General features: G+C 64.9%; 24 protein-coding genes and 1 pseudogene. 15 read left to right on the forward strand and 10 right to left on the reverse strand.

Annotated elements, in window-relative coordinates; genetic code table 11:
- Positions 1-50 precede the first annotated feature (50 nt).
- On the reverse strand, positions 51-731 hold the full coding sequence (locus DAT37_RS21355) for an SDR family oxidoreductase (protein ID WP_109526603.1): 681 nt from the start codon (positions 729-731) through the stop codon (positions 51-53).
- Positions 732-1,005: 274 nt separating this feature from the next.
- Between DAT37_RS21355 and DAT37_RS21360 the strand changes: the two genes are divergently transcribed.
- Together DAT37_RS21360 and DAT37_RS21365 are read left to right on the forward strand one after the other, a co-directional pair.
- Positions 1,006-2,220, forward strand: a complete 1,215-nt coding sequence (locus DAT37_RS21360) for an amidohydrolase family protein (RefSeq protein ID WP_109526604.1) — start codon at positions 1,006-1,008, stop codon at positions 2,218-2,220.
- 88 nt (positions 2,221-2,308) lie between these two features.
- The gene (locus tag DAT37_RS21365) at positions 2,309-2,764 is read left to right on the forward strand and encodes a MaoC family dehydratase (RefSeq protein WP_109526605.1); all 456 of its coding nucleotides are present in this window, start codon (positions 2,309-2,311) and stop codon (positions 2,762-2,764) included.
- 70 nt (positions 2,765-2,834) lie between these two features.
- Here the strand turns inward: DAT37_RS21365 and DAT37_RS21370 are convergent, their stop codons facing one another.
- A complete protein-coding gene (locus DAT37_RS21370) occupies positions 2,835-3,494 on the reverse strand; it encodes a hypothetical protein (RefSeq protein ID WP_109526606.1) in 660 nt (219 codons plus the stop codon).
- A 146-nt stretch (positions 3,495-3,640) separates the two neighbouring features.
- On the opposite strand from DAT37_RS21370, the gene DAT37_RS21375 reads away from it, so the two are divergent.
- Positions 3,641-4,252, forward strand: a complete 612-nt coding sequence (locus DAT37_RS21375) for a TetR/AcrR family transcriptional regulator (protein WP_157978601.1) — start codon at positions 3,641-3,643, stop codon at positions 4,250-4,252.
- Positions 4,253-4,281: 29 nt separating this feature from the next.
- Here the strand turns inward: DAT37_RS21375 and DAT37_RS21380 are convergent, their stop codons facing one another.
- Positions 4,282-4,866 (reverse strand): TetR/AcrR family transcriptional regulator, encoded by a 585-nt coding sequence (locus DAT37_RS21380; RefSeq protein WP_109526608.1) that lies wholly within the window; start codon positions 4,864-4,866, stop codon positions 4,282-4,284.
- Positions 4,867-4,968: 102 nt separating this feature from the next.
- Between DAT37_RS21380 and DAT37_RS21385 the strand changes: the two genes are divergently transcribed.
- Complete coding sequence (locus DAT37_RS21385; RefSeq protein WP_109526609.1) at positions 4,969-6,105, forward strand: acyl-CoA dehydrogenase family protein; 1,137 nt, start codon at positions 4,969-4,971, stop codon at positions 6,103-6,105.
- A gap of 496 nt (positions 6,106-6,601) precedes the next feature.
- Here DAT37_RS21385 and DAT37_RS21390 read toward each other — a convergent pair whose 3' ends face one another.
- Positions 6,602-7,783 carry a cytochrome P450 gene (locus tag DAT37_RS21390; protein ID WP_232839911.1) on the reverse strand — a complete coding sequence of 394 codons (1,182 nt, stop codon included), beginning with the start codon at positions 7,781-7,783 and terminating at the stop codon, positions 6,602-6,604.
- A gap of 230 nt (positions 7,784-8,013) precedes the next feature.
- On the opposite strand from DAT37_RS21390, the pseudogene DAT37_RS46440 reads away from it, so the two are divergent.
- From DAT37_RS46440 to DAT37_RS21405, 4 genes and pseudogenes are all read left to right on the forward strand, one after another.
- Positions 8,014-8,249, forward strand: a pseudogene (locus DAT37_RS46440) (protein kinase); the annotation flags it as partial.
- 316 nt (positions 8,250-8,565) lie between these two features.
- Positions 8,566-9,276 (forward strand): TetR/AcrR family transcriptional regulator, encoded by a 711-nt coding sequence (locus DAT37_RS21395; RefSeq protein ID WP_109526611.1) that lies wholly within the window; start codon positions 8,566-8,568, stop codon positions 9,274-9,276.
- Between the two features lie 43 nt (positions 9,277-9,319).
- Complete coding sequence (locus DAT37_RS21400; protein WP_109526612.1) at positions 9,320-10,084, forward strand: FadR/GntR family transcriptional regulator; 765 nt, start codon at positions 9,320-9,322, stop codon at positions 10,082-10,084.
- A 510-nt stretch (positions 10,085-10,594) separates the two neighbouring features.
- The gene (locus DAT37_RS21405; RefSeq protein WP_109526613.1) at positions 10,595-11,110 is read left to right on the forward strand and encodes a ferredoxin--NADP reductase domain-containing protein; all 516 of its coding nucleotides are present in this window, start codon (positions 10,595-10,597) and stop codon (positions 11,108-11,110) included.
- A gap of 131 nt (positions 11,111-11,241) precedes the next feature.
- Here DAT37_RS21405 and DAT37_RS21410 read toward each other — a convergent pair whose 3' ends face one another.
- A complete protein-coding gene (locus DAT37_RS21410) occupies positions 11,242-11,970 on the reverse strand; it encodes an ABC transporter ATP-binding protein (RefSeq protein ID WP_109526614.1) in 729 nt (242 codons plus the stop codon).
- Positions 11,967-14,714: an ABC transporter permease subunit gene (locus DAT37_RS21415; RefSeq protein WP_109526615.1), complete on the reverse strand. Its 2,748-nt coding sequence runs from the start codon at positions 14,712-14,714 to the stop codon at positions 11,967-11,969. The genes DAT37_RS21410 and DAT37_RS21415 overlap by 4 nt, the downstream gene beginning before the upstream one ends.
- Before the next feature lie 326 nt (positions 14,715-15,040).
- On the opposite strand from DAT37_RS21415, the gene DAT37_RS21420 reads away from it, so the two are divergent.
- Positions 15,041-16,267, forward strand: coding sequence for an ABC transporter substrate-binding protein (locus DAT37_RS21420; protein WP_109526616.1), 1,227 nt, complete (start codon positions 15,041-15,043; stop codon positions 16,265-16,267).
- A 109-nt stretch (positions 16,268-16,376) separates the two neighbouring features.
- The gene (locus tag DAT37_RS21425) at positions 16,377-17,123 is read left to right on the forward strand and encodes an SDR family NAD(P)-dependent oxidoreductase (protein ID WP_109526617.1); all 747 of its coding nucleotides are present in this window, start codon (positions 16,377-16,379) and stop codon (positions 17,121-17,123) included.
- A 215-nt stretch (positions 17,124-17,338) separates the two neighbouring features.
- Here DAT37_RS21425 and DAT37_RS21430 read toward each other — a convergent pair whose 3' ends face one another.
- On the reverse strand, positions 17,339-17,632 hold the full coding sequence (locus DAT37_RS21430; RefSeq protein ID WP_109526618.1) for a hypothetical protein: 294 nt from the start codon (positions 17,630-17,632) through the stop codon (positions 17,339-17,341).
- A gap of 87 nt (positions 17,633-17,719) precedes the next feature.
- Between DAT37_RS21430 and DAT37_RS21435 the strand changes: the two genes are divergently transcribed.
- On the forward strand, positions 17,720-18,910 hold the full coding sequence (locus DAT37_RS21435) for an amidohydrolase family protein (RefSeq protein ID WP_109526619.1): 1,191 nt from the start codon (positions 17,720-17,722) through the stop codon (positions 18,908-18,910).
- Between the two features lie 749 nt (positions 18,911-19,659).
- Here the strand turns inward: DAT37_RS21435 and DAT37_RS21440 are convergent.
- Together DAT37_RS21440 and DAT37_RS21445 are read right to left on the reverse strand one after the other, a co-directional pair.
- Positions 19,660-20,307 carry a TetR/AcrR family transcriptional regulator gene (locus DAT37_RS21440; protein WP_109526620.1) on the reverse strand — a complete coding sequence of 216 codons (648 nt, stop codon included), beginning with the start codon at positions 20,305-20,307 and terminating at the stop codon, positions 19,660-19,662.
- On the reverse strand, positions 20,304-21,104 hold the full coding sequence (locus DAT37_RS21445) for a hypothetical protein (RefSeq protein WP_109526621.1): 801 nt from the start codon (positions 21,102-21,104) through the stop codon (positions 20,304-20,306). Before DAT37_RS21445 ends, DAT37_RS21440 begins: the two co-directional genes overlap by 4 nt.
- A gap of 410 nt (positions 21,105-21,514) precedes the next feature.
- Here DAT37_RS21445 and DAT37_RS21450 point away from each other — a divergent pair, with 410 nt between their 5' ends.
- Genes DAT37_RS21450 through DAT37_RS21465 form a run of 4 tightly spaced genes read left to right on the forward strand, consistent with a single transcriptional unit; the run spans position 21,515 to position 25,725 of the window.
- Positions 21,515-22,333: an SDR family NAD(P)-dependent oxidoreductase gene (locus DAT37_RS21450; protein WP_109526622.1), complete on the forward strand. Its 819-nt coding sequence runs from the start codon at positions 21,515-21,517 to the stop codon at positions 22,331-22,333.
- Between the two features lie 5 nt (positions 22,334-22,338).
- Complete coding sequence (locus tag DAT37_RS21455) at positions 22,339-23,637, forward strand: cytochrome P450 (protein ID WP_157978602.1); 1,299 nt, start codon at positions 22,339-22,341, stop codon at positions 23,635-23,637.
- A gap of 55 nt (positions 23,638-23,692) precedes the next feature.
- The gene (locus DAT37_RS21460) at positions 23,693-25,129 is read left to right on the forward strand and encodes an aromatic ring-hydroxylating oxygenase subunit alpha (RefSeq protein WP_198654380.1); all 1,437 of its coding nucleotides are present in this window, start codon (positions 23,693-23,695) and stop codon (positions 25,127-25,129) included.
- A 26-nt stretch (positions 25,130-25,155) separates the two neighbouring features.
- Complete coding sequence (locus DAT37_RS21465) at positions 25,156-25,725, forward strand: aromatic-ring-hydroxylating dioxygenase subunit beta (RefSeq protein WP_109526625.1); 570 nt, start codon at positions 25,156-25,158, stop codon at positions 25,723-25,725.
- Between the two features lie 107 nt (positions 25,726-25,832).
- On the opposite strand, the gene DAT37_RS21470 is transcribed toward DAT37_RS21465, so the two are convergent.
- Positions 25,833-26,090 (reverse strand): hypothetical protein, encoded by a 258-nt coding sequence (locus tag DAT37_RS21470; RefSeq protein ID WP_109526626.1) that lies wholly within the window; start codon positions 26,088-26,090, stop codon positions 25,833-25,835.

Raw genomic sequence — 26,090 nt, forward strand, 5'->3', positions numbered from 1 at the left:
TCTCCCGGGGGTTGTTCGGATGGATGTGTTCGTATCGGTACGCGACCCGCTCAGCGCGCGGCTCGATCCCTGGTCGAGAAGGTCAGTACCGGACCGGGATCGGACTCCGGATCTGCCAGAATCTCGGCCACGCGTGCGCCGATCTCGAGATCGGTCAGCCAATCCGGACCAGCCGTGTCCCTGGTGCTGTGGCCGTTGACCATGGCCGCGATCATGAGTTCTCGGATATTCACCGCTCCGCTACGGCTTTCCCTGTGCCACGCTCGGATGAGGTTGCGCTGGGCGGCCTGGACCATCGAGACCGGCGCCATGCCAGGGAAGACACCGTCGGCCATACCGCCGCCGACGGCGAGATAGATCGCGCCGTCGGGCAGGCGCGGGATCAGCACCCCGGCGGCGTTGACGTGTGGACGCAGCAGCGTCTCGAAGGCGGTCGAGATGGTGTCCCAGCCGCATTCGGCGACCGGCGTGGATTTCCATGGAGCGCTGACGGTGACGACGACACCGGAGACCGTGGCGAGGTCCACAGCGTCCGCGAGTTCTCTCGCCGACCGCTCGGTGTCCAAGCTGCCCGTGATGGCGGACAGCGCGGAGTTGTCGTGTCGCGACACGACATCGGCGAGCGTCGATTCCGTTCGGCCCGCTGCCACTGTCTCCCAGCCGCGTTCCAGGCAGGCCGCGACGACCCCCCTGCCGACGTCGCCCGCCGCGCCGATCACCAGGATCCGCATCCGTCACCTTCTGTCATTAATCGAGTATTAAATAGAATCATATATCTATATGTGGAACCCGTGCCAGTGGTTCTCGGGTGGTGTGCGCCAGCGGGATCGCGGTCGCAACAGGTGTCGATCGGGCACTCCTTCGATCGACTGTTGTCGACGGGATTCATCGATCGCTGTCCGGCCGATCCCGTCGTCCGAACATAGCTTAATCATTTGACTATTTAAGCAGAATGTCGCTATCGTGAGTTATCCCGCCCGTGCCGCACAGAGGAGGCCCCTGGTCATGGGACAGTTCAAAGACGCGCCGATCTTCGACGCCGATACTCACATGTACGAAACACCGGAAGCGTTGACCAGGCACCTGCCTGAGAAGTTCCATCGCGCCGTGCAGTTCGTGCAGGTCGGCAGAGCGACACGGATCGCGATTCTCGGCAAGATCACCGAGTACATCCCGAACCCGACCTTCGAGCGGGTCGCGGCGCCGGGCTCGTACGAGAAATTCTTCTCGGGTCGGAACAAGGAGGGGTTGACGTTGCGTGAGATGACCACGCCGATCGACTCGCTCCCGGCGTTCCGTGCGCCAGAACCGCGTATCGAGGCGCTCGACGAGCAGGGCGTCGCGGAAGCGCTCGTCTACCCGACGCTGGCCAATCTCGTGGAACACTCCGCCGCCGAGGATCCGGACCTGGTGGTGGCCATGATCCACGCGCTGAATCAGTGGATGCTCGAGACCTGGGGATTCACCCACGAGAACCGGTTGTTCATGACGCCGGTGATTACGTGCGGACTCGTCGACGAGGCGCGCCGGGAACTGGAATTCGTGCTGGCGAACGGGGCGAAGGCGGTATTGATGAAGCCGGCGCCGGTTCGCGGTTACAAAGGCTGGCGTTCTCCGGCGTTGCCCGAATTCGATCCGCTCTGGAAGGACGTGGAGGATGCGGGCGTTCCGGTGGTACTGCATGCCAGTCAGCCGCCGTTGGACAGCTACATCAACATGTGGGAGCCGCCGGACACCAACAACTTCACCGCGATGAGTGCATTCCGCTGGCTCGCGCTTGGCCACCGCGAAGTCGCCGACATGCTGGGCAGTCTGATCTGCCACGGCACTCTGACGAGGTTCCCGAAGCTGCGGATCGCCAGTGTGGAAAACGGCAGCGCGTGGATCAGGCCGTTGTTCGACGACTTCGAGGCCCTATACGCCAAGATGCCCCAGAACTTCGAGGAACATCCGCTGGATGTGTTTCGTCGCAACATCTGGGTCAGCCCGTTCTGGGAGGGCTCGGTGGCCGACGTCGTGGAGACGGTGGGCTGGGACAGGGTCATGTTCGGCTCCGACTACCCACATCCGGAGGGTCTCTCCGAGCCGAAGGGCTTCTGGCACTACGCCGAGGGCATGGATGAGAAGAGGACACGGGATTTCATGGGCGACAATGCCCGTCGATTCCTCGGTTTGCCGGTACGCAACCCTGCGGGGGATCACGCGCCGGTAGCGGTCTGACGGCCGAGTCGTCCCGCGGATGGATGTGACGGCATCGAGCCGTCGCTCGGAACAGCCGAGGCTCGATCGAGCCGGCGGAAGGTGAGCAATGGAGATCTATCGCGGAATCGATGACCTCGAAGCAGCGGTCGGCAAGGAATTGGGGCCGACCGCATGGTTCGCCGTGGAGCAGAAGCGAATCGACGGATTCGCCGACGACACCGAGGATCATCAGTGGATTCACGTCGACACCGAGCGCGCGGCGTCCGGTCCGTTCGGGGCGACGGTGGCGCACGGATTCCTGACCGTCTCGCTGCTGCCGTATTTCCTGAACCAATTGCGCAGGATCGAGGGCGTGCGCATGGGGGTCAACTACGGGCTGGACAGGGTCCGTTTCCCGGCGCCGGTCCGTGCCGGTAGCCGAATCCGTGCCCGTAGCACCCTGGTCGGATGTGAGCGTATCGGCGCCGACGGTGTCCAGTTGCTGACCAGGACCACCGTCGATGTCGATGAGAGCGAAAAGCCCGGCTGTGTAGCCGATCTCGTAGCCCGCTACTACTTCTGATCCGGATCGGGTGCGGCCGGGTCGTGGTGGTTCGTTCGACCCGGCCGCCACCGGTGCCGTGTGGTCCCTCCTAGACCTCACACTCATCGGTGTGGAAGGGTTCGAAAAAGGTGTTCATGGCGTCGCGGGTCATGAGATCGGCCAAGGCCGTGAAACTGAACCTCGTCCCGGGGGCCGCCAGTGCCGTGCCCAACTCGACCAGGTAGTCGTGCTCGTCGTCGGGCAGCAGCGTGTCGTACAGTTCGTGGAAGCCGTAGTCGTAGTCACTGATCGGCAGTCCCTCTACGTACACCTCACCTGCCTCACATGCCAGTTCGCGTGCTTGCGTGATCATCAGATGTATACACAGTTGATCGGCCAGATTGCGTGACTGTGGTCGGTGCCCGCGATCGAGGGCCTCGACGAGCTGCTCGAAGGTACGGGTCACATGGTGGTGGAACACCGGCGTACACCCATGTGACGATTCGCCGCGTACTTGCTCGACGAGAATCGTGCCCGCGATCACGAGCATCATCGCGGTTCTCGGGGTGAGGTCGGGCGCGGCGCAGGCATCGCATTCGTCGTACCGGCACGCTGCGCAGTTCGCGCAGTCGTCGGCGCAGTTCCGGCACTGAGAGCAGAACGAAGTGTTCCCGGCGCAGGCGATTGTGGGAAATCGAAGTATTCCGTCCGCGGGAGTGATCGGCCGATGGTCGAGCATCGTGCGGTACACCAGGGTCTCCGTGCTCACTGCAACCTCCGTCATCGACAGCTATGTCACACATCACTGTGATCTGGCACATAGTGTGCGTCGTCGGGAGACCTACGTACGTACCTACGTATTTGCCGTCCGGGAGAGCGCGGCGGCGCGGTTCGAGCCGATGGTCTGGTGGAAAGGTGACTGTCCTGTCGAAGAGGCCCGATCAGGTGATGGGACGTGTCGACGCGCGCGTCGTACGGACCCGCGAGAGCCTGCGTGCCGCCGCGCTCGACCTGGTGGCGGAATTCGACTGGAACGAGGTGTCGGTTACTGATGTCACCAAGCGTGCGCAGGTCAGCAGGCCGACGTTCTATCTGCATTACGCGTCGTTGGACGAGTTGGCCGCCGACGCCCTGATCGAGCGGATTCGCGCGTCGGCAGCCGCGGGCGTGGCGCTGGACTCGGCCGGTGTGCCGGGCACCCTCCTCGATTTCCTTCACGAGGTGAACGAGCATCGGGTCGTCTATCGCAGGCTGGTCGGCGCACGCAGCGTGGCGGGCATCGCGCGTGAGAAGGTCGCGAGCCATCTTGCCGATCGGTTGGTGCAGTGGCGTGTCGCCGGGCCCGACGCCGAGGAGTTCGCCCAATTCACGGCAGGCGGAATTCTGGGTTTTCTGTCCTACTGGCTGCGTTCGGACCTTATCGAACCGCCCGAGTCCGTCACCGCGACCGCTCGCCGCCTGTGGACGATGATCCACGGGCCACGGCTGGTCGGTGGTGGGCCCCCACGGTTTGCGGCCGAGGTCTGATGCTCGTGTGAGAGTCGGGGCCCTATGCCCTATGCGCTGATACCGGCGGTGAGGATGGCGGCCAGCTCCCGATAGGCGAGGGCATCGTCCAGGCCGGTGCTGGCGCGGACGCCGCGTTGCTGGATTCTGACCATCATTGTCGCGACGAGGTCGGCGGCGAAGGCCGCATGGACATCGCGGAACTCGCCCCGGGCGACGCCTTCATCGATGAGCTGCCGCACACGCCGAGCCGCGATCCTGGTGTTCTTCTCATAGATCTCGCGGGCAGGAGCGAAGGCGTCGAGGTCGATCATGAATTGATCGGAAGCGGTGGCCAGAGTGATTCCGACGGCCGAGAGATAGGCGGTGATCCGTTCGCGCGCCCCGGCTCTCGCGTCGATGTGGGTCTCGACGTCCTCGGCGGCACGGCGGAAGAAGTACACGGTCGCCGCGCGCACGAGTTGCTCCTTGCTGCCCGCGAGTGTGTAGAGGGTCGATTTCGAGCATCGAAGGGTGCGAGCGATGTCATCGAGTGTCAGATGGGCGAAGCCTTCCACGAGAAACAGTTCGAGCAGCGCGTCGAAGAGTTCGCCACGGCGTCGGGTGGCGAAGCCGGAACGAGTGGGCTGCTCCATGGCGCGAATAGTACTGGAGGCTGCCATGCAGTACTGTTTACGGTCGCAGTACTGAGCTGAGTAATTAAGTACTGTCTCTGGTAGCTAGTCGAGGAGATCTCCATGGCTGTTGAACGCCTGCTGCCCACCGAAGAAGCCCGTGACCTGATCGGTCTGACACGCGACATCGCCGACAAGGTTCTCGATCCGGCCGTGGACGAATGCGAGAAGTCGGAGAGCTATCCCGAGGGGGTGTTCGCCACATTGGGCGAAGCGGGGCTGCTCAGCCTGCCTTATCCGCAGGAATGGGGCGGCGGAGGCCAGCCCTACGAGGTTTATCTGCAAGTGCTGGAGGAGATCGCGGCGCGGTGGGCGGCGGTTGCCGTGGCCGTCAGCGTCCACAGCCTCGCGTGTCACCCGCTGCTGGCGTTCGGCACCGAAGAGCAGAAGCAGCGATGGCTTCCGGAGATGTTGGGCGGCAACATGATCGGTGCCTACAGTCTGTCCGAACCGCAGGCGGGCTCCGACGCCGCGGCGCTTACGTGCAAAGCCACGGCGACCGACGGCGGCTACCGAGTCCACGGGGCGAAAGCGTGGATCACTCACGGTGGCATCGCCGACTTCTACAATCTCTTCGCGCGCACCGGTGACGGAAGCCGCGGCATAACCTGCTTCCTCGTGCCCAAGGATCTCGATGGCCTGTCGTTCGGCAAACCGGAGGCCAAGATGGGTCTGCATGCCGTACCGACGACCTCCGCGCATTATGACAACGCGTTCATTCCGGAGGATCGGCGGATCGGGGCCGAGGGGCAGGGATTGCCGATCGCGTTCAGCGCGCTGGATTCCGGTCGCCTCGGTATCGCCGCCGTCGCCGTCGGACTGGGGCAGGCCGCACTCGATGAGGCCGTCGCCTACGCGCGCGAGCGCGCGGCCTTCGGGAGGAAGATCATCGACCATCAGGGCTTGGGATTCCTGCTCGCCGATATGGCCGCGGCGATCGACTCCGCGCGGGCCACTTATCTCGACGCCGCACGTCGACGTGACGCCGGGCTGCCGTATTCACGGCACGCGTCTGTGGCGAAACTCGTGGCAACCGACGCGGCAATGAAAGTCACCACCGATGCCGTCCAGGTGCTGGGCGGCTACGGCTACACCCGCGACTTCCGAGTGGAGCGTTACATGCGAGAAGCCAAGATCACCCAGATATTCGAAGGTACCAACCAGATTCAACGTCTCGTCATCAGCCGGTCCTTGGCCTGACGATCGCGCGCGGACGGCGGAGCCGCATTCGGGAGGTTCGTCGTTCGGCGGCGTGACATCGCGCTGTGACAGCTACATCATTGCTGAATGGGTCCCGTACTTCGGCGATGGCGCGTGAGCACGGAATCGAGCTTGCTGACACCTGATGCGGGCCACCAGGTTCACCAACTGCTCGACCTGGTGCTGACCATGACTGTCGACTTTGGCGCTCAAAACCAGCCCTGGACTGTACCGGTTCAACGATGTAGCGCTGGAATTCCAGCTGACGCGGCCGATTTCGATCCTCGAGACTGTCACCGATCGCCCCCCGACGTGCCTGCCAGTGTGCTTGCGCCGCAGAGCGGGGTTCGCATATCCCGTCCGGGGCTCGATATCCGAGTGAGATCCTCGAATTCGGCACGCGGACGCGGGAATCCCTGAACGAAGGCAGCCACTCGACGACGCCCTCGACGAGTATTCTGATAGCGGTGGCGTATGAGGCGTCCGGATTCTCGTGTCACGCCGGGTGCAGCGGCGCGGAAGCGGGGAACGTGACCGGCAGGGCGTTGAGCATTCGGTGTAACGGCCCTGATCGCCAGGTCAGGGTGTCGACCGGCTGAGCCAGCGTGATCTCCGGGAGGGCATCCAGGAGTTGGTCGATCGCCTCGTGGGCGATGATCATCGCGAGTGGCTGAGCCGGGCAGGTGTGTGGTCCCGCTCCCCATGCGAGATGTGCGCGGTTTCCGGTACGGTCGCCCGCGATCGCCGGGTCGTTGTTGCAGGCGGCCGAGCTGATGACGACCGGTTGGTGCGCGGGCAGCCACATATCGTCGAACAGTTGCGGTTGGCGAGGATATCTCACGCTGAAATTCGCCCACGGTGGATCTGTGAACAGGACCTCATCGATCGCGTCGCGGGTCGATATGGAGCCGCCGATCACATTGTCGCCGAATCGGTTGTCGGTCAGCATGAGCAGCAGTGTATTCAGGATCAGTCCGCAGGTGGGTTCTGTGCCCGCTGCGTACAACAGTGCCGTTTGGTTGACCATTTCCAGGTCATCGAGATCCGCGACGTCCGCCATCAGCCATGAGGTGAGATCGTCGCCGGGATCGCATCGCTTTTGCTCAACGAACTCCAGCAGAATCGATTCGAATATTTCGTTGCCGCGCCGAGCGGATTCGGAATCGGCGGCGTTGAGAACGGCGATCATGCCGACGAGTGCCTGCTGTCCCTTCTCGGGCGGGAGCCCAAGAAGTTCGTTGAGCACTCGGAAGGTGAGTGGGAACGCGTACTGGCCGAGCAGGTCGGCCGATCCGGATTCGCAGAACGCGTTGATCATCGGAATGGCGGTGCGTTCGACGACGGAACGCAGCGAGTGCAGGTCGACCCGGTCGAGGCCCGCGGTGCACGCACCCCGGAATCGGGTGTGTTCCGCGTCGTCGCTACGCGGCGCGACGGGACGCCATCGCAGCAGGGGTAGTACAGGGCAGTCAGCAGGAGCCTGCTGTTGCCAGATTCGTGGATCGGAAGCGTAGTGTGCCGCGTCGTCCAGGATGCGCAGCGCCTCACGGTAGCCGATCACCAGTGTCGCGGGGACGTCCGGTGCCAGTTCGACAGGTGCCAACGCGCCGTAGCGATCGCGCATCGCCCGGCAGACCCGGTCGGGGTCGGTCGCGAACTCCGAAGTATGTAGCGGCACGCGTGGTCCCTCGGCGGCGATCGGGGAGGATTGCTGCGAGACCGGAGGTGAATACCGGTGTGACGGCGAAGCCGGTGGCGTTGTCACAGGCCGACTCTAGACAAGACGTGTCGCTGACGCATCCCCGAAGGTGTAGCGATCGCGTAGAAATCGGATGATCATCTGCCGGAATGGTGATTGGCGTTCGTTGCGGGCGTGGTGTACCGCTGCGAACAACCCGCGCTGGATACCCGCTGTTGTGGAGCGAGGCGGTGCGGGTCGGGGGTGAAGGTGGCGGGCGCGATGGAGGCGGTCCACCGCGCGGGCGTGCTGCACCGGGATGTGAAACTCGGAATATCCTGATGACCGACTACGACTAACCGGAGCTGACATTTCGAAATCGCCAATATCTCCGGCGGCTTCGTCACTTGTACCGGTGTCACACCGTTCGCCCGCCTTCACCGCTTCGGAGGGTGTTGAAAGGGCAGGGGCCAACAGTGGCGTGAGGCACAGTCGCAGACGGAGTTCAGGTCGCTTGGATCAGCGTGAACCGCGACGACAACATATCGTCTGGTTTCCGGCGCATCTCGTCGAGGCCATGGGCCATCTCCGAATGGCGGGACCGTTCACTGTGATGTATGGGCACTGTTTCGACGGGGGTGGCCGCGAATGAGCAGCTAGATATCGAGGTGGCCGAGAGCAGTTTCCGTACGGCCGTTGACGGTTGCCGTCGTGGTGGACAGCACACGGTACGGCATAGGGGCGGTCGCCTGCTCCGTCTCGGTAGGCTGGGCCGATGGCCGATGGCCGAGTTCGAGCGCGCCCCATCCCGCCCCGCACAGGCAGGCGCGTCGTCGTTGCGCAAGGACGCCGAACGCAATCGGGAACGGGTGGTGGAGGCGGCCCGTAGGACCTTCGCCCGAGAAGGTCTGAGTGCTTCGATGGCCTCCGTCGCTCGGGAGGCCGGGGTTGGGATTGCTACCTTGTTTCGGCGATTTCCCACACGGGACGATTTGATCGCCGCGGTTTTCGCCGACCGCATGGACGCGTACACGGCTGCCGTACTCGACGCGCTGTCCGACACCGATCCCTGGGGTGGTTTCCGGAGATTCGTGCAGGAGGTCTGTTCGATGCAGGCCGCCGATCGCGGTTTCGCCGACGTCCTGACGATGACCTTTCCGGGCGCGCGGGATTTGGAATGCCAACGGAGTCACGCCTACCACGGTTTCTTGGAACTCGTCGAACGAGCCAAGGCCACCGGCCGCCTGCGCCCCGACTTCACCTCGCAGGATCTCGTCGTACTGCTGATGGCCAATGCGGGGGTGATCGCGGTGACCCACGACAGCGCTCCCGACGCGTGGCGGCGCCTGGTCGCCTACATGATCCAGGCGTTCGAAACTCGCGATCGCGAGGGTTCGTCGTTGCTTCCGCCCGCGCCGGATCCTGAGGACCTGCAGCGCGCGATGTTTCGCGACCGTGCCGTGCACGACGATGGGAATCGAATGACTGAATAGGTGGTACTAATAGTATCGATCGATTCGATGATAGGGAGCGCGCATGTCCGCGACGTCGCAGCAGTCAGCCGTCGTCCGTGTGCCCAAGGCTGGTGAAATGGTCGCGGCACAACTGCGTCGACAGATCGTGACCGGTCAGCTGCGTGAGGGTGACGCGCTGCCCTCCGAGGTCGAGCTCATGGAGCATTTCGGGGTTTCGCGCCCGACACTGCGCGAGGCATTCCGGGTGCTCGAGTCGGAGCAGGTCATTCGGATCAGGCGGGGAGCGCGCGGCGGTGCCCGGGTGGTCATGCCCGACGTCGAGGCTGTTGCTCGCTATGCGGGCACCCTGCTGCAGTTCCGTAAGACTACACTCGCCGACGTACACGAGGCGAGGGCGCAGTTGGAGTCGGCGGCGGTCGCTGTGCTGGCCAAGAAGCGGACGACGGCGGACCTGCGGGCGCTCGACGAAATGGTCGCCGCGGGTGAGTTGGTGGGTGATGATCCGATCACGTTCGGCCGGCAGCACAAGCCGGAGTTCCATCGACTTCTGATGCGCCTCGCCGGCAATCAGACGATGATCATGCTGCTCGACATCCTGTTCGCCGTCGTCGAAAGTCACGTCGAGAAGTTCATCGGTGAGAATCGAGGCGATGCGGCCCTGGAGTCCACCGCTGCCGCCGCGCAACGCGCGCATGTGAAACTGGTGCAGCTCATTCGGGACAAAGATGCCGACAAGGCCGTTGTCTTCTGGCGGAAGCATTTGACGCAGATCAAGAATTTCGTGATCCAGGATCCCGGAGAGTCGGTGCTGGACGTTCTTCTGTAGGAGTATTTTCCCGAGAATGCGGCAAACAGGTGATCCTGAGCGCATCGATGTTTCGGATCCGACCGTGACATTTCCTTGTTCCTGTTCCACCTTCACCTGTCGGAGAATCGATAGGGTCGCGGTCGCGGTACGCCGATGCCGTCCGGGTCGCCGTCGTGGATCGGGACCGCAGCGTGTTACGCGGGGGCGAATTGCTCGACCACGATGATGTCGTGATCGATATGTTCGAACGCCTGCCGACGCCGTTCGGGCTGATTCGGGCGGCGGTCGCCCGGACCACCAGGCGACGACGTCGATCGTGGGATCCTTCACCGAGCGTATCGAGTCGGATCGGTTCCGCTGTCACCTCACGTCGAGATCGGCACGACGGTGACCCACGAGCATCTGATGCGGCACTTCCATGCCGTCGTGTACGCGGTGGGAGCGTCGCGGAGTCGACGGCTGGGAATCCCGGGTGAAGATCCGAACTCAGGCCGGGTTCTGTCGCCGACGCCCCGGTGTCGGAGAAATTTGCAGCTGGCGCGGGACTACGCGCGACGTCCGCGCAAGGCGTCGAACAAGCGAATCGTCTTCCGCTACCTGCAGTCTCCGGTCGAAGTCGTCGGCGAGGAACGAGTCGAGGGCATCCCGATCGTCTCCGGGGCGTCGGTCGGCGAGTTCGTCGAGACCGGCCTGGTACTCCGTTCGGTCGGTTGTCGGTGCTCGGAGATTCCAGGTGTCGCGTTCGACACGGACCGGGGAATCGTGCCCGCTGAGAACGGCCGGGTCATCGATGCGAGGGCAGACCGATCGGCGGCGTGGTATGTCACCGGCTGGGCGAAACGTGGACCCAACGGTGTGATCGGCACCAATCGGCCCTGCGCGGCGGAGACCTTCGCAGCTCTACTCGACGACCTCGCCGCTGGCGGAGCGGGGCGCGTCATCGAGGACGCCCACGCGATCGATGAGCTGCTCGCGAACCTGGCGGCCGCATGTATTCCCTTCGAAGGGGCTGGCCATCGACTCTGCCGAACGCGCGCGCGGTGAGCAGCCGGCCCTCCGCGAGTCAAACGTCTCGATCGACGAATGCTCGCCGTCGCCGGGTACGGAGGGCGGGCGCGGACAGCCGTCGACTGAGGCGATGCCTGATACCACGCTCGTGGTATCAGGCATCGGATTCAATTCGCCGGGACCGCACCGAGATACGCCGATTCGAGCCTGCCGCGGTCGCCCGCCAGTTCGGTCGAGCGGCCACGCAGTGTCACCTCGCCGTGGACGAGCACTACCGCTTCGTCCGCGAGTTCGATGGCGAGACCGACGTGCTGTTCGACGATGACGACGGCAGCGCCACTCTCGTCGGCGATCCGGCGGACAACCGGAACCAGTTCCTCGACGATGACCGGTGCCAGTCCCATACTCATCTCGTCGATCAGTAGCACTCGTGGGCGCTGCACCAGGCCGCGCGCGACGGCGAGCATCTGTTGCTCGCCACCGGAGAGCGCGCCCGCGGTGACGTCGAGCCGCTTGCGTAGCGCGGGGAACAAGTCCATGGCGTCATCGACGCTCATGCTGTCGGATCTCCGAGCGACTTTCAGATTCTCCCGGACGGTCAGCGTCGTGAACAGCGCCCTGCTGTCGGGGACCAGGATCACCCCCGCCTTGTTCGCCGCCGCGGGTCTGGCGTCGCGCAGGGCCGTTCCGTGCACACGGACATCACCGGCCAATCGTGGCAGCAGCCCGGCCAGAGTCAGCATCAGAGTGGTCTTGCCCGCTCCGTTCGGTCCGAGAACGGCCAGCACCGACCCGGGCGCCACGGCCAGGTCGATCCCTCTGGTGACCGTGACGGAGCCGTATCCGGCGTCGAGGCCGGTGCATTGCAGTGCGGAGGTGGTCGTCACCGCGTTCATCCTTTGCTGAGTGTCGCGTCCGCCGCGACGGAGCCGAGATAGGCGGCCGCGACGACGGGATTGTTCCGGATTTCGACGGGAGTGCCCGAGGCGATCACCCGGCCGAAGTCGAGTACGTAGATCAGATCGCAGAGCCCGAACAGCAGGTGCGTGTCGTGGTCGACGATCGCGATGGTGACACCGCTGTCCCGGATTCCGCGAAGCTGCGTGCCCAGCCACTGACTCTCGTGGGTGTCGAGCCCGCCCGCGGGTTCGTCGAGCAGCAGTACCCGAGGTGAGCCTGCCAGCGCCCGCGCGATGGAGACGAGCTGTCGTTGCCCCTGCGACAATTCGCCCGCGGTACGGTTGCGGACCGAGTCCAGGGTGAGCAGGCGCAACAGCGTGTCGAGGTGTTCCGCTGCGGGCTCGGGATGACCGGATCCGCGAGCGGTGAGCCCGACCTTGATGTTCTCACTGACGCTGAGGTCGTCATAGAGTTCGGTCGCTTGGAAGGTGCGGCCGAGCCCGGCGCGTACTCGCTGATGGGGCGCTAGTTTCGCGATGTGGTCACCGAACAGGGTGACCTCGCCACTGTGTGTGGCGAACCCGGTGATCGCGTCGATGAGGGTGGTCTTGCCCGCGCCGTTCGGTCCGATTATCCCGACGATGGCACCCTCGGGTACAGCCACGTCGGCGTTGTCCACGGCGACGACGCCGCCGTAGTGGACTCCGACCTTCCCCAGGGCCAGTGCTGTCGGCGTCGCCGAGTCGATCACCGCGCTCGAAGACGAAACCGGGGAGACTCCGGTATCGCTGGAGCGTCCCACCTCCGCGATGCCGTGGGCTCGGCGTCCGGCGAGCGCCGCGTGTACTGGCCCGACGATTCCCTCCGGATTCACGATGACCGTCAGTACGAGCAGAAGGCTGGCGATCACCGTGTACCAACTGTCCACCGCGACCACCTCATCGATGGCGATGTACAGGATGCCGCCGGTCGCGGTGATGCCCGCCACCGTTCCGCCGGAGATGGAGGTGACCCCTGCCAGGTAGACGGTGCCGAAGAAGATCAAACCGTCCAGTGCGCCGAACCCGCTGGCGGTGACCGTTTGCTGTTGGTAGGCCAACAGCGCGCCACCGAGGCCGGCGATGAACGCGGCTATCGCGAAGGCGAGGATCTTGACCGAGACGACGTTGACACCGGCCGCGGCGGCCGAACGTTCGTTGGCGCGCACCGCGAGCATCTGTGAGCCGAGTCCGCTGCGCCGCAACAATGCCACGGCGACCGCGGTTGCGATCAGTACCGCCAGGCACAGCAGTGCGAACTGCGGTCGAGGGTAGTCATGGCCCGCACCGATACCCAGGTCCCAGCCGAAGAGGGTCGGCGCAGGTGTCGAAACGCCGGAAGTGCCCACCAGGTCCAGATTGCGGAACCAGAGCGCCTCCAGCGCGTATGCCATGGCGAGGGTGACCACCGCGACCGTCAGGCCGCGAATCCTGAGGGCGGGCAGTCCGATCACCACGCCGAGCGCGGTGGCCAGCAGCGCCGCCACGATCGGCGCCAGCGGGAACGGCAAGTGCCAGGATGTGGTGATCGGGCCGACACTGAAGGCGGCGACGCCCGCGATGGTCGACTGCGCCAACGACACCTGACCCGCGTAGCCGGTCACCACGACGATCGATAGGGCGATGATCGCCATGATCATGGTGGTGATGAGACCGTTGCGGTAGCGATCGTGCGTCGCGAGGATCGCGGCGACCATGGCGAGAGTGGTCACCGCGGTAGTAAGGGCGACGTGATTCGGGCGTGGCGCCCGGCCGAGGCTGCGCAGGATGATCGCCCCGCGGTTCGGAAGCGGTCGCGCGCGGATGAGTAGAACGACCAGGATGAGGATCAGCGGAACGAGCTCCGGAAGGCCCGCCGAAGGGAGCCAGTCGGAAGTCAACTGAAGATATCCGGCTTCGGATTGCAGTGCGCCGATGACGATTCCGGCCACGACGGCCACCACGACCGACTCGAATCGTGCCACGATGGCCGCGGCCAGCGCGGGCACGATGAACAGGGTGTAGGCGACAGGCACCAGCGGCACGATGGTCGCGATCAGAACGCCGGCGAGTCCTGCCGCCGCGGAACTGAGCATCCAGTTGTAGGCCGCGATCCGGTCGGGGGAGATACCGCTGACGTAGGCGCCTTGTTCGGTCTCGGCGGCGGCCCTGGTGGCCAATCCGAATCGTGTGTAGCGGAATATCAGCGCGATCGCGATCGCGATTGTCAGAACAGTCGCCGCGAAATACACGCGATCGGATGAGATATTCACACCGCCCGCTTGCCAGACGGTGGTGGAGAATATCGGATCGACATTCACGGGCGAGGTGCCGAGCCGTAGTGCAACCAGTCCGGTAATTACGAGAGATATTCCCAGAGCCGCAACGGCTTTCGCCACCGCCGGCGCGGTACGCAACGGTCTGAAAACGACGACGTAGAGCGCGAGGCCCAGTAGCGCCGAGATAGCCGTCGCGGCGATCACCGCTGGCCACATCGCCAGTTCGCCGCCGAGATCCAGGCTCGTCGGCAGGCCGGGCACGAGCACCAGGAATTTGCCTTGGCGGAGGAATGCGTAGGTGTAGGCGCCATAGAGCGCGATCGAGCCGCTGGCGAAATTGACCACGCCGGAACTGCGGTATGTCAGGACTACCGCCAGTGCCAGAGCGCCGAATACCGCTCCGTTGCCGAGGCCGAGAAGTAGAAAAGCTGGGTGTTGGGTCATGCGGTTGGATCCTCGTTCTCACGGGGGTCGAGCTGAAATCGTTCGTCGCCAGGGGCGGGTGTGAGTCACTCTAGACAGCTTAAGTGCTATCTGTCACACTTTCCGCACCATCGACCTCCTATCACGTCCTGAACCTCCGGACTTCGGGGGTCGGCCCAACGCTCGGACTCGAATCGCGGCCGTTTTGTCATGTGCGCAAGACATCACCGGCAGGTGGGGCCGGGGCGTCGGAGGTGCGGTGGGCATGTGGTGACCAAGCGTCCAGAACCGAAGGAGTTACGGTGCGGTATCGAAGTAGTGGAGTGACCGGGACAACGGTCAGGTCGATGGCACTCGTCGGAGTGGTCGGCGCGGTGGCGGCCGCGCTGGTCGGCTGTAGTTCGTCTTCCGACGAGCCATCCGAGGTTGTCGACACCGCGGTGCTCGGCGCCTCGAACAAGGCGACCGGCACACCGATAACGATCGGTGTCATCAGCGAAGGGAAGTCCGCCGCGATCGATGCGACCGACGAGATCAAGGGGATCCGGGCGGCCGCCGACTATGCCAACGAATATCTCGGAGGTATCGCGGGTCACCCGATCGCACTGAAAGTCTGTGAAGCGCAGGCGAATCCGGCCAAGACCACCGATTGTGCGAACCAGATGGTCCAGGCGAATGTGTCCGCTGTGGTCGAAGGCCTGCTCGGCGGGGCCGATCAGACCGTCGCGGTCCTCTCGCAGGCGAAGATTCCGCTGTTCATGCTGGGTGGCAGCACGCCGGCGACCCTGACCACGCCAGGGGTGTTCTCGATGGGCAACGCGATGGCCTACTTCGGCTCGGCGGCCGTCGAGGCCAAGAAGAAGGGCATCCAGCGGGCGGCGCTCGTCGTCATCGGTGTGCCGGGAGCCGAAGGGCCCGCTCGTCAGATGGGAGGGCTCGTCTTCGGACAGTCGGGGATCGAGTTGGAGGTCGTACCCATCCCGCCCGGGGTGGCCGATATGACCCCGCAGATCAGCGCGGCCGACACGAAGAAACCGGGACTCTACTACGCGTTCGGCGACGAGACCTTCTGCACCAGTGCGCTGAAGGCCATCAAGACGGTGAATCCCAAGGCGGCGTTGATGATCATCGATCGCTGCATCGCGCCCGGCAGCGCCAGGTCCATTCCGGGTGGCTACGCGGGTACTACGGTCGTGACCGGCACCGACCTGACCGAGGACGCTCCCGACGGCCGACTCTTCGCCGCGGTTCTCGACAAGTACGGTGACGGCGCGAAGTATGGTGCGACCGCAGCGTCGGGCTATGCCCCGATGCTCGGACTGGTGCGAGCGCTGAACGCGGCAGCCATCACCGAGACCACTCCCGCGGCGGTTCTGGTAGGACTGCAGAGCGCGCCCCCGGTCGACCACCCACTGTCTGCCGGCGCGAAAATGCAATGCAACGGCAAGCAGATCCCGATCGCGCCCGCGGTGTGCAACCCGGACGGTCTGATCGCCGAGGCCACCGAAGACGGAACGCTGACGAATTTCCAGCGGATCCCGTACGACCCGGCGCTGTACCTGCCGAGTCGGTAAGACGCGCGTCTCGAATCGCATTCGCCAGAAAGATGAACTGTGACATATGGGTCGGCCGTTGTCGCGGGCGGCCCACATGTTCGCGGCACTGCATCGAAGGAGGTAGCAGATGCTCCTGAAGGAAAAAGTCGCCATCGTCACCGGCGCGGGCTCGGGCATCGGCGCGGCGACCGCGAAGAAACTCGCGGCGGAAGGGGCGAAGGTCGTGGTCGCCGACGTCGCCGACGATGGAGGTCGGCGTGTCGTCGACGAGATCGTCGAGACCGGCGGGATCGCGACCTTCCAGCACGCCGACATCGCGAACGAATCGGAAGTCGATGCGCTCGTCGCCAGGGCGGTGGACGAATACGGGACGTTGGATCTCGCGGTGAACAACGCGGGTTTCAGTCATCCGCCGATGCGGCTGCACGAGGTGTCGACCGAAACCTGGGATGCCCTCATGTCGGTCAATCTCAGGGGAACATGGTTGTGCATGCGCGCCGAGCTGCGACATCTCCTCGAACACGGTGGCGGCGCCATCGTCAACATGGCCTCCGGTGCGGGACTGAAAGCCGCTGCGACGCAAGGGGTCTATTCGGCGAGCAAACACGGGATCGTCGGTCTCACGCGGACGGCGGCCATCGAATACGTCACCGACGGCATACGAATCAATGCCGTGGCACCCGGCGTGGTCGCAACTCCGGGGATCATGTCGCTGCCGGCCGATGTGCAGGCGGCCTTCGCGGCGCTCATGCCGTCCGGACGGATGGCGGAGCCCGCTGAGATCGCGGACGTGGTCGCGTGGTTACTGAGCGACCGGTCCACCTATGTCAGCGGTGACACCATCGAAGTCGATCTCGCGTACCTGCAGAAATGAGGGCATCGCGTGCTGTACGGCATCCGAGACCGCCGACTGTCTCTGGTCTTGACCGGAGGTTCGTTTCCTCGGAGTGTGGCCAATCGGACTATTCATATCAGATAAAATGTGAATAATATGTCCCGTTGGACCCATGCCGGGGCGTGGCCGATGACGACATCCCGCCTGTGCTGGGTGACGAGGTGTGATGGCGTCCGCCGCCATACCGGCGACCGTCATGGGGACGGCTTGTCGTCTTCGACGTGCTCGCCGAAGAATCGCTTCTCGTCGAACTCGCGGTCGCGTGCCGAGGTGTGCCGCGAGAACGCCGCCTCGAGGTCTCGGATTCTGGATCGGTTCCTGTCGGCGTCGTCGTCCCGGCCGGTCGCGATCGCGGTCTCCAAGCGGTCGATCTCGAGTTCGATCTCCTCCCGGAGGCGGTCGCCCGCGATGCCGTATGTCAGCAGGTCGTGGTCGTCCTCCTCCTGGGAGGGTGCGCTCTGCGGGACTGGGCTCGACGGTGTCGTCACGGGGGCACCCGACCTCTCTCGAGCTTTCGCTCGGATGGAACATTAGTTACGATAAGTGTATTATTTATACCTTGAGGAGGGGTTGGCGTGCCACTGCAGGACTATATGCAGATCGTCTCCGTCGATGACCACGTCATCGAGCACCCGCGGGTCTGGCAGGACCGCCTCCCCGCGAAGTACCAGGGCACGGCTCCGCAGATCATCACGACCGCCGAGGGCAACCACACCTGGAAGTACGAAGGCGCGCTGTTCCCCTATATCGGCGTCAACGCCGTCGCGGGCAGGGAGCCCAAGGACTTCGGTATGGAGCCCGTTCGGTACCAGGACATGATCCCGGGCTGCTACGAGCCGGACGCGCGGGTCGCAGACATGGATCTGGACGGTGTGTGCGCGGCACTGTGCTTTCCGTCCTTCCCGGGTTTCGGCGGCGGTGTCTTCCATCGGGCGAAGGACAAGGAACTCGCCGAGCTCTGCGTCAAGGCGTGGAACGATTGGCATATCGACGAGTGGTGTGCCGCCCACCCCGACCGGCTGATCCCTCTCGGCATCCTGCCCGTGTGGGATATCGACGCCACGGTGCGGGAGGTCGAGCGGCTGGCAGCCAAGGGCTGCCGCACGATCAGCTTCCCCGACAACCCGATCCCGCTCGGTCTGCCTGGCTTCGGCAATGATCACTGGACTCGGTTGTGGGATGTGTGCGAGGCGACCGAGATGCCGATCAGCCTGCATTTCGGGTCCGGCGGGTTCGTGCCGGGTTTCCCGTTCACCACCTCCACCGGTGTCGCCGGTCGTTCGGCGGAGGCGGCCAAGACCTCCGCAGTGCCGTACGCTGTCGCGATCACGCTGTTCTCGAGCAATCTGATGTGGTCCGCCGTCGAGTTGCTCTTCTCCGGTCGGTTGCAGAAGCACCGGAAGTTGCAGTTCATCCTCGCCGAGGGCGGCATCGGCTGGTTCCCGTATCTGTTGGAGCGGGCCGACTACACCTGGGAGCGGCACCGCTGGTACCAGGACATCGACAAGAACACGCGCCCGTCGGAGCTGTTCTACGAGCATTTCTGGGGCTGCTTCATCGATGACGTGCATGGCATCGAGAACCTCGGTGGTCCCCGCGGGATCCCCGCCGATCGGGTGATGCTCGAGATCGACTACCCGCATTCGGACTCGAACTGGCCGAACAGCCGCAAGCGGGCGGCGGAGACCCTTGCCGAGCTGTCCGATGAGGACTGCCACAAGATCACGGAGCTGAACGCCAGGAAGATCCTGCGGTTCGACGCTTGACCGACCGGAACGAGGCAGCGCCTTCCGGTCACCATCGCCTCTTCGTTCCGACACTGATGTTGTTTGGCCGCGGTGAGTCCGCTCGTCAGAAGTCTCGACGCTCCACTGGTGCCGCAGGTGGCGGACCTCTTCGACGTGTCCTTGGCCCGCGGCCCAGTGGACATTGACCGGGCCGCTGCTCCTCGGCGCGGTAAGTGCGCCCGTGATCGGACGGCTCGGTGAGGGCTCGCGCCGCCGACCGGTGATCGTAATCACGCTGCTGATCGTGCTGGTCGGGACGGTGACGGCCGCCCTGTCCGCTCGGATTCTCCACGTTCCTGGCGGGGCGGGTCGCTCAGGGCGCTGGATTCGGACTGTTGCCGATGGCCATGGCGATCGCGCGTGATGCCTTACCCGCGACCCGACGGTACTCCACGATCGCCTCGATCTCGATTGCCTTCCTGGCCGGCATCGATTGCGGAGCGCTCGTGCTGGTCGCCGGAGCGGATCCAGCCGCTCGGCTGTGGCGCTTTCGCGGTCGCGGACGCTCGTGCTCGCGGGCGCCGACGCCTCCTCGGGGGGAGTGGGTGTGGCCATGGCCGCCGCCGGTCTCCGGTGGCTCTCGTCGAGATCTTCGCCGGAGATTCGGGGGTGGTCGACGGATCCGACGTCGCTGCGGGGTTGTCCCGGTTCGCGCTCTGGACCTATCCCCCGCCGCTCGCGGTCGCCCTCGACCGGGAGCGGTCGGACCGATGTCGTGACGAGCGGCGTCAGGTCGCCCGGCTGCTGTCAGCGTCGACCGAGGTGCTGATCGCTGTCTCGCACCGGTGTAGTGACGGCGCGAGCGTCTCGGCGACCTCGTGGAGCAGGACGCCGAGCGTCGGATGTCCGTCCAACTCGGCCCATCGCGACATAGCGGCGATGCGCGCGCTGCTGGTCAGTGACGCGGCCAAACGCATGGCGAGGCTGTCCGCCGGCTGGTCGGAGATCTCCGCGAAGAGCCCGGTCAGTGTTCGGGTGTCCTCGTTGCGGCCGCGGGCCATGGCGAGTTGGAGTCCGGTGTCGAGGTGGATCACCTTCAGTCGCGTGATCAGGTCTACCTGGTAGTGAGCGACGATGCCTACATAGGCCTCGAAGAGCGACTCCACGGCTCGGGGCAGTCCGTGGTCACGGTCGAGCTCGGGCTCGAGTTGCGCCATACGCTCCGGCGACAGCCAGCGCCGGGTGAGGACGCTCTCCTTGCCGGAGAAGTGGCGATAGAAGGTCGCCACGGAAATGCCTGCGCCGGTAGCGATCTCATCGACGGTGACGGTGTCGAACCCGCGTTCGGCGACCAGCCGCCACGCGGTGTCGCGGACCGTACGGCGTAGCACGAACTTCTTGTGCTCTCTACGCCCGAGTGATTCGACGCTCGTCATCGCACGAGGGTGAGCCGCGTACGCCGATCCGCGCCACTCGGCGCGGTGGCGGCAGGCCCCGCCGCCACCGCGACCCGGCTCGGCTCCGGCTGGTGGTGGCAACACCGTCGCCGACAGTCGTCCCCGGAGTGGGTGCCGACCCAGCGAAGTACCTCACCTTCGTCCCAGTTGAGAATGCCGTGCGCGTCGTCGTGGGCCTCTGGCACCCGCCCGCCCGCATGGAGGGCGCGCCACTGCGGTCCCGTCATCCCGGTGAGCGCTGCGCAAAGGGGGGCGGAGATGTGGTGGCCCCGGCTGTCCGGTGACGGCGGACCGAAGCGTCGCCACAGAGCCAGGGTCTGACGATCGACTCCGGTGAGCCTGGCGATCCGTGCATCCGGGGCCAGTCGACGGGAAGCCACCGTGGTCGCCACGGTGCGTTGGATGAGACGAGTCTCCGCGTCGGGTGCCGCCGAAGACTCGGCGAGCTCCTCGAGCAGGGTGAGGCCGCACGCCGCGATCCATGCCTCCGCGAGGACCTGTTCGGTCGTGTCGGGGTGGGTGAGCACCGCGTCCGCGAGCACTCGTGCCTGCGAGTACAGGTCGGTGCCGCTCTCGGCGATGATGTCACCGATCCGGCGGAGCCAGGTGGCGATACTGGCGGTGTCGAAGGCTGCGGTAGCCGGGTGTCCGGCCAGCATCGGTGACGTCGAACGCTCGCCTAGTTCTGCGTACGCCACCGACGCCACCATCGTCGCGAGGAGCACTCGGGCGTCCGCAGTGGTGCCCGCGAGGGCGGCCGCGCGGGCGGTCACCACTGCGGTTCGCTCCTCCGCGGCGTCCCAGCAGGGGGCATCGGTATGGAGCCGGGTGCGGCGGATGGCGCCGCGTCGTCCGCGATATAGGACGGCCCCTAGTGGTCGTGTCACTGCGGGTACGAGCCCGCTTCCGGCGCTGTGGACCGACCGCAACGACATACGCAGCAAACCTCCGGAAAACATGAGAAGGATCTCTCATTGATGGAACAGTTTGTGTCATCACTGTTAAACATGTCAAGGAGTGTGAGAGACATCGGTCACATGATTCGTGCCATGTGATCGGTCTATCGCGAGGGTTGTTCGGGCGACAGATATTGCCCAAACTAGGCAATATCTGTCTAATATGTTCGGTAAGTGGTGAGGTGAGTCACGCCATTCATGGACGGGCATTCGCCCGGTGAGGAGTTCTCGTGGGTCTTCTGGAGGGCAAGGTCGCGATCGTCACCGGGGCGGGCGGTGTCATCGGTTCCGACACGGCGCGGCTGCTGGCGCAGGAGGGTGCCCGTCTCGTCCTCACCGACCTGGCCGCGAGTCGCGTGGACGAGGTCGTGGGGGAGCTGAAGGACGCCGGACACGAGGCGGTCTCTGTCGTCGGGGACATCACCGCCGAGGAGACTGCGGAATCGATCGTCGCCCTCGCCATGTCCACATTCGGCCGACTCGACATCCTGGACAACAACGCCGGGGCGACCCACCTGTCCGGCCAGGACGGCGATCTGCTATGCACCACGCTCGAGCTGTGGGAGAAGTCGACCGCGATCAATGTGACCGCGCCGATGCTGCTGTGCAAACACGCCGTCCCGGCAATGACCGCCGCCGGCGGCGGCTCTGTCGTCAACATCTCCTCGGGCCAGTCGCTGCGGGGCGACATCCGCAATACCGCGTACGCCGCGGGCAAGGGCGCCCTGAACTCGCTCACCCGCCACATCGCAGTCCAGTACGGCCCCCAGGGCGTGCGATGCAACGCGATCGCACCGGGATTGATCGTCGGCGAGGAACGCGCCGCGTCGTTCCCGGTCCAGATGAGGGAGATGTTCGAGCCGAACTGCTCGATCCAGCGCCTGGGACGCCCCCGCGACATCTCGAACGCGGTCCTCTATCTGGGATCGGACCTCTCGTCGTATGTCACCGGTCAGGTGATCACGGTCGACGGAGGCATCACCGAGCAGCTCTCGACCGTCGGGCCGTCACGCGCGATGGCGCTGGCCCCGATCAATACGAAGGAATGACCCGTATGACCACTGAAGTGAACGAGGTCCCGACGCCGGCCCAGCTGATGGTCGAGATCAGTGAGGCATTCAGCGCAGGTTCCGTCCAAGATCCCTATCCGGTGTTCGCGAAGTATCGCGAGACCGAACCGGTGCGTCACGGCGATGTGCTCGCGGAGTTCGGTACACCGTCGATGGCCGGAGGTTTCAACGGCGAGCGCGACGTCTACTCGGTCTTCAAATTCGAGGACTGCCTGACCCTGCTCAAGGACACCGAGACATTCCCGAGCGAGGCGGTCTCGGCGGCTTTCCGTCCGCTGCTCGGCAAGGTGGTCACCGGTGTGGATGGGCAGGAGCATTCGCGCCTGCGCAAACTGCTGATGCCCGGTCTGGGCCGACAGAACTTCGATTCCTGGGGTGCCGATATCGTCGAACCGGTGCTGAGGCGGATGATCTCGGAACTCTCGCAGCGGGGCGACCGCGCCGACCTCACCGAGTTCGTCGTGAATTTTCCGGTCAGGATCGTCTACGAGATCCTCGGCTTCCCCGCCGACGACCAGGAGAGATTCCACGATTTCCAGACCAAGGCCCTGACGATCCTGCTGGGCTTCGGCAGTACCGATCCGGCCAAGAAGGGGCAGGCGGCGATCAACCGGGAGCGGGCGATCGCCTCGGTCAAGGCGTTGTACGACGACCTACTGCCGATCGTGCGGAGGCGCCGATCGGAAGGAGCGCCCGGTAACAGTCTCATCTCGCATCTGCTGCGGGTGGAGGTCGACGGGGAAACGCTCACCGACGACGAGGTGGTCGTGTTCACCCGTTCGCTGCTGCCCGCGGCGGCCGAAACGACGACCCGTTCCTTCGGCAACGTCCTGGTTCTGTTGCTCAATCGCCCGGAGGTGCTCGCCGAAGTGCGCGCCGACCGCGATCTGGTGCCGAAGACGATCACCGAGGGCACCCGGTTCGAGCCGGTCTCGATGGTTGCCGCCCGCACGGCGACGCGCGATGTCGAGGTCCGCGGCGTCACCATCCCGGAGGGGTCCGGTGTCACGATCGTCAAAGGGTCGGGTCTGCGTGACCCTGACGCGTGGCCGAACCCGGATACCTTCGATATCCGCCGCGCGATGAACAAGCCCAACATCGCCTTCGGCTTCGGCCCCCACACATGCATGGGGATGAACCTCGCCAAGCTCGAGATGAGCAAGGCGCTGAACCTGATGCTCGACGAGTTCCCGAGGCTGCGTGCCGACGAGGACGCCGAGCCGCTCGCGATCCGGGGTGCCAACCTCCGCCAGCCGACGTCGATCAATGTCCGGTGGGACTGAGCCCGGTCCACGAGGTTGCGTCGCTACACATCCACCACCCGAGGAGTGAGAACCCATGACGATAGAAATGGGATGTACAAAGGTCACCGGGCCGATCCTGTCCGACGGCACACCGCTGGCCGATTTGATCGATCTCGAGAAACACGAGGTGTCGATGCGGCTTCTCAGTGACCCCGAGGTGTTCCGGCTCGAACTCGAGCGGCTCTTCAGCCGCGCGTGGACGGTGCTCGCTCACGAGACTGAGATCCCAGAGCCGTTCGACTATGTGTCACGTGACATCGGTCTGGATCCGGTGATCGTCACGCGCTCACGCAACGGCGAGATCAATGTCGTGCTGAATGTCTGCACACACCGCGGAATGCAGGTGTGTCGTGCGGAAGCGGGCAACGAGAAGCAGTTCAAGTGTCCATATCACGGCTGGAGTTTCAACGAGCAGGGCCGTTTCATGGGTTCGCCCGTCGCCAGGGAGAACATGCACGGCGCGTTCCACAGCAAGGAAGAACTCGGGCTGAAGAAGGCCCGGGTGGAGCAGTACTCGGGATTCGTGTTCGCCACCTGGGATCCCGACGCGCCCTCGTTGGAGGAGTACCTCGGGGAGATCAAGTTCTATCAGGACCTGATGTTCGCGCGCAGCGAATCGGGCTTGGAGGTCCTGGGCCCACCCCAGCGCTTCATCATCCCGGCGAACTGGAAATGCCCCGGCGAGCAGCACGCGGGCGACGGCTACCACGCGATGACCCTGCACCGCTCTATCAACGAACTCGCCGCCTCGGAGTCGGACGACTCGTCCATGTACGGCATCGACGTGAGCGCCAACGGCCACGGCCTGCGTCTCATCGACCGGCGCAAAGGCAAGTGGAAGAACAACCGCGAGGCCGTCCTCGCGGCGCAGAGTCTGCCCCCGTTCGAGAAACTTCGCACGATCATGCTTCCCCCCGGCATGACCACGGAAATGGCCGAGCAGCTCGCGGATACCCTCACCGAGGATCAGATGACTGTGCTGGCGGACTACCCGCCGAGCGTCGGGGGCCTGTTCCCGAATATGGGCACCTTCTGCTTCGAATTCCCGACCCCGATGGGCATGGCGGCCATCATCAGCTGGCATTCCTTCGTGCCGAAGGGCCCGGACAAATTCGAGTTCATCAACTGGTTCCTCGTGGAGAAGGACGCGCCCCCGGAGTTCAAGGACCTGATGCGCCGGGCGTCCACCCTCGGCCTTGGCAGCACCGGATTCGTCGAAACCGACGACGCCGACACCTGGCCGTTGATGACCGCCGCGTCGAAGGGCTACATGGGCAGCCAGGGCACCATCAAGTACGGCGCTCTGACCGGCGAAGACCAGCCACTGACCGGCTATTGGGACAAGGGCGAGTTCCCCGGCGGCGGGCACCTCTACCCCGGCTTCACCAAGGACGACTCCCAGTGGAACTGGTGGCTGCGGTGGCGCGACTTCATGCTCGATGACCCGTGGGGCCCGGACGCCCACCACTGAGAACATCGACGAAGAGAGGCACAGCGATGACCGAGACCGCAACGCCGGTCCAGCAGGGGCCCGTACCCGACTTCGGGGTCCGGGTGAGCTCCGGGGATCCGCGCTACCACCGGATCGTGGACTGGCTCCACGACGAGACCGCGCTCCTGGACGGCGGGCACACGATCGCTTGGACCAAGCTCATCGCCGAGGACATCGTCTATCGGATTCCCGTGCGTCAGACCCGTTTGCGGGATGACACGCGATCGCAGTTCGCGGACAACATGTTCCACTACGACGAGAACCATACGACGCTGACGATGAAGATCCTGCGGCTGGCGACGACCGCGAGCCCGTGGTGCGAGAATCCGGTATCGCGCTCGCGTCGCCTGGTCACGAACATCCGCGTCTTCGAGGGCACGACCCCGGACGAGTTCACGGTCATCAGCTCGGTGCTGATAACTCGCAACCGCCACTCCGAGTCGGTGCCGCTGATCATGTCGGGTGAACGCAACGATGTGCTGCGGCGCGACGGCTCCGGCTTCCTGCTTACGCGCCGCACCTTCCTGATGGACCAGTCCACGGTGGGATTCCCCAACATGACCATCATCCTGTAGGTCGTCGCACCTCGGGTCCCGGACAGCGCAGAATGCCGCGCCCGTTCGCTTCAAGCGAACCGGTGCCGCATTCGTCTGTGCGAGCGGGTTCAGGCGAACCGTTCAGGTCAGGCCGACCGGGGCGGTGACGATCGAGGTGAGGCCGTGCCGACGGCTCCGCGGAGGGGGTGTGCGTCGAACTCGTCCAAACCGACGCGATCATCGACCACCACGACGACCGCGTGTGTCTGGGCGCTCATGAGATTGGGGCCCGCGTAGACCTCATCGATCCCGCTCGCGTCGCCGGCCACGTCGCGCAGCAGCGCGCCGATCCGGCCGACGACGTCGGGGGTGCTGTCCGGGCCCCAGACCGAAAGCGGTGGCAT

The organism is Nocardia aurea, assembly GCF_003123685.1.
GTDB classification, from domain to species: Bacteria; Actinomycetota; Actinomycetes; order Mycobacteriales; family Mycobacteriaceae; genus Nocardia; species Nocardia aurea.

Bases quoted from the DNA above. Each gene is read 5' to 3' on its own strand.
- DAT37_RS21420 (WP_109526616.1), top strand. From the start codon at position 15,041: ATGGCACTCGTCGGAGTGGTCGGCGCGGTGGCGGCCGCGCTGGTCGGC.
- DAT37_RS21465 (WP_109526625.1), top strand. From the start codon at position 25,156: ATGACCGAGACCGCAACGCCGGTCCAGCAGGGGCCCGTACCCGACTTC.
- DAT37_RS21385 (WP_109526609.1), top strand. From the start codon at position 4,969: ATGGCTGTTGAACGCCTGCTGCCCACCGAAGAAGCCCGTGACCTGATC.
- DAT37_RS21455 (WP_157978602.1), top strand. From the start codon at position 22,339: ATGACCACTGAAGTGAACGAGGTCCCGACGCCGGCCCAGCTGATGGTC.
- DAT37_RS21470 (WP_109526626.1), bottom strand. From the start codon at position 26,090: ATGCCACCGCTTTCGGTCTGGGGCCCGGACAGCACCCCCGACGTCGTC.
- DAT37_RS21415 (WP_109526615.1), bottom strand. From the start codon at position 14,714: ATGACCCAACACCCAGCTTTTCTACTTCTCGGCCTCGGCAACGGAGCG.
- DAT37_RS21410 (WP_109526614.1), bottom strand. From the start codon at position 11,970: ATGAACGCGGTGACGACCACCTCCGCACTGCAATGCACCGGCCTCGAC.
- DAT37_RS21440 (WP_109526620.1), bottom strand. From the start codon at position 20,307: ATGACGAGCGTCGAATCACTCGGGCGTAGAGAGCACAAGAAGTTCGTG.
- DAT37_RS21425 (WP_109526617.1), top strand. From the start codon at position 16,377: ATGCTCCTGAAGGAAAAAGTCGCCATCGTCACCGGCGCGGGCTCGGGC.
- DAT37_RS21365 (WP_109526605.1), top strand. From the start codon at position 2,309: ATGGAGATCTATCGCGGAATCGATGACCTCGAAGCAGCGGTCGGCAAG.
- DAT37_RS21380 (WP_109526608.1), bottom strand. From the start codon at position 4,866: ATGGAGCAGCCCACTCGTTCCGGCTTCGCCACCCGACGCCGTGGCGAA.
- DAT37_RS21460 (WP_198654380.1), top strand. From the start codon at position 23,693: ATGACGATAGAAATGGGATGTACAAAGGTCACCGGGCCGATCCTGTCC.
- DAT37_RS21395 (WP_109526611.1), top strand. From the start codon at position 8,566: ATGGCCGAGTTCGAGCGCGCCCCATCCCGCCCCGCACAGGCAGGCGCG.
- DAT37_RS21355 (WP_109526603.1), bottom strand. From the start codon at position 731: ATGCGGATCCTGGTGATCGGCGCGGCGGGCGACGTCGGCAGGGGGGTC.
- DAT37_RS21360 (WP_109526604.1), top strand. From the start codon at position 1,006: ATGGGACAGTTCAAAGACGCGCCGATCTTCGACGCCGATACTCACATG.
- DAT37_RS21400 (WP_109526612.1), top strand. From the start codon at position 9,320: ATGTCCGCGACGTCGCAGCAGTCAGCCGTCGTCCGTGTGCCCAAGGCT.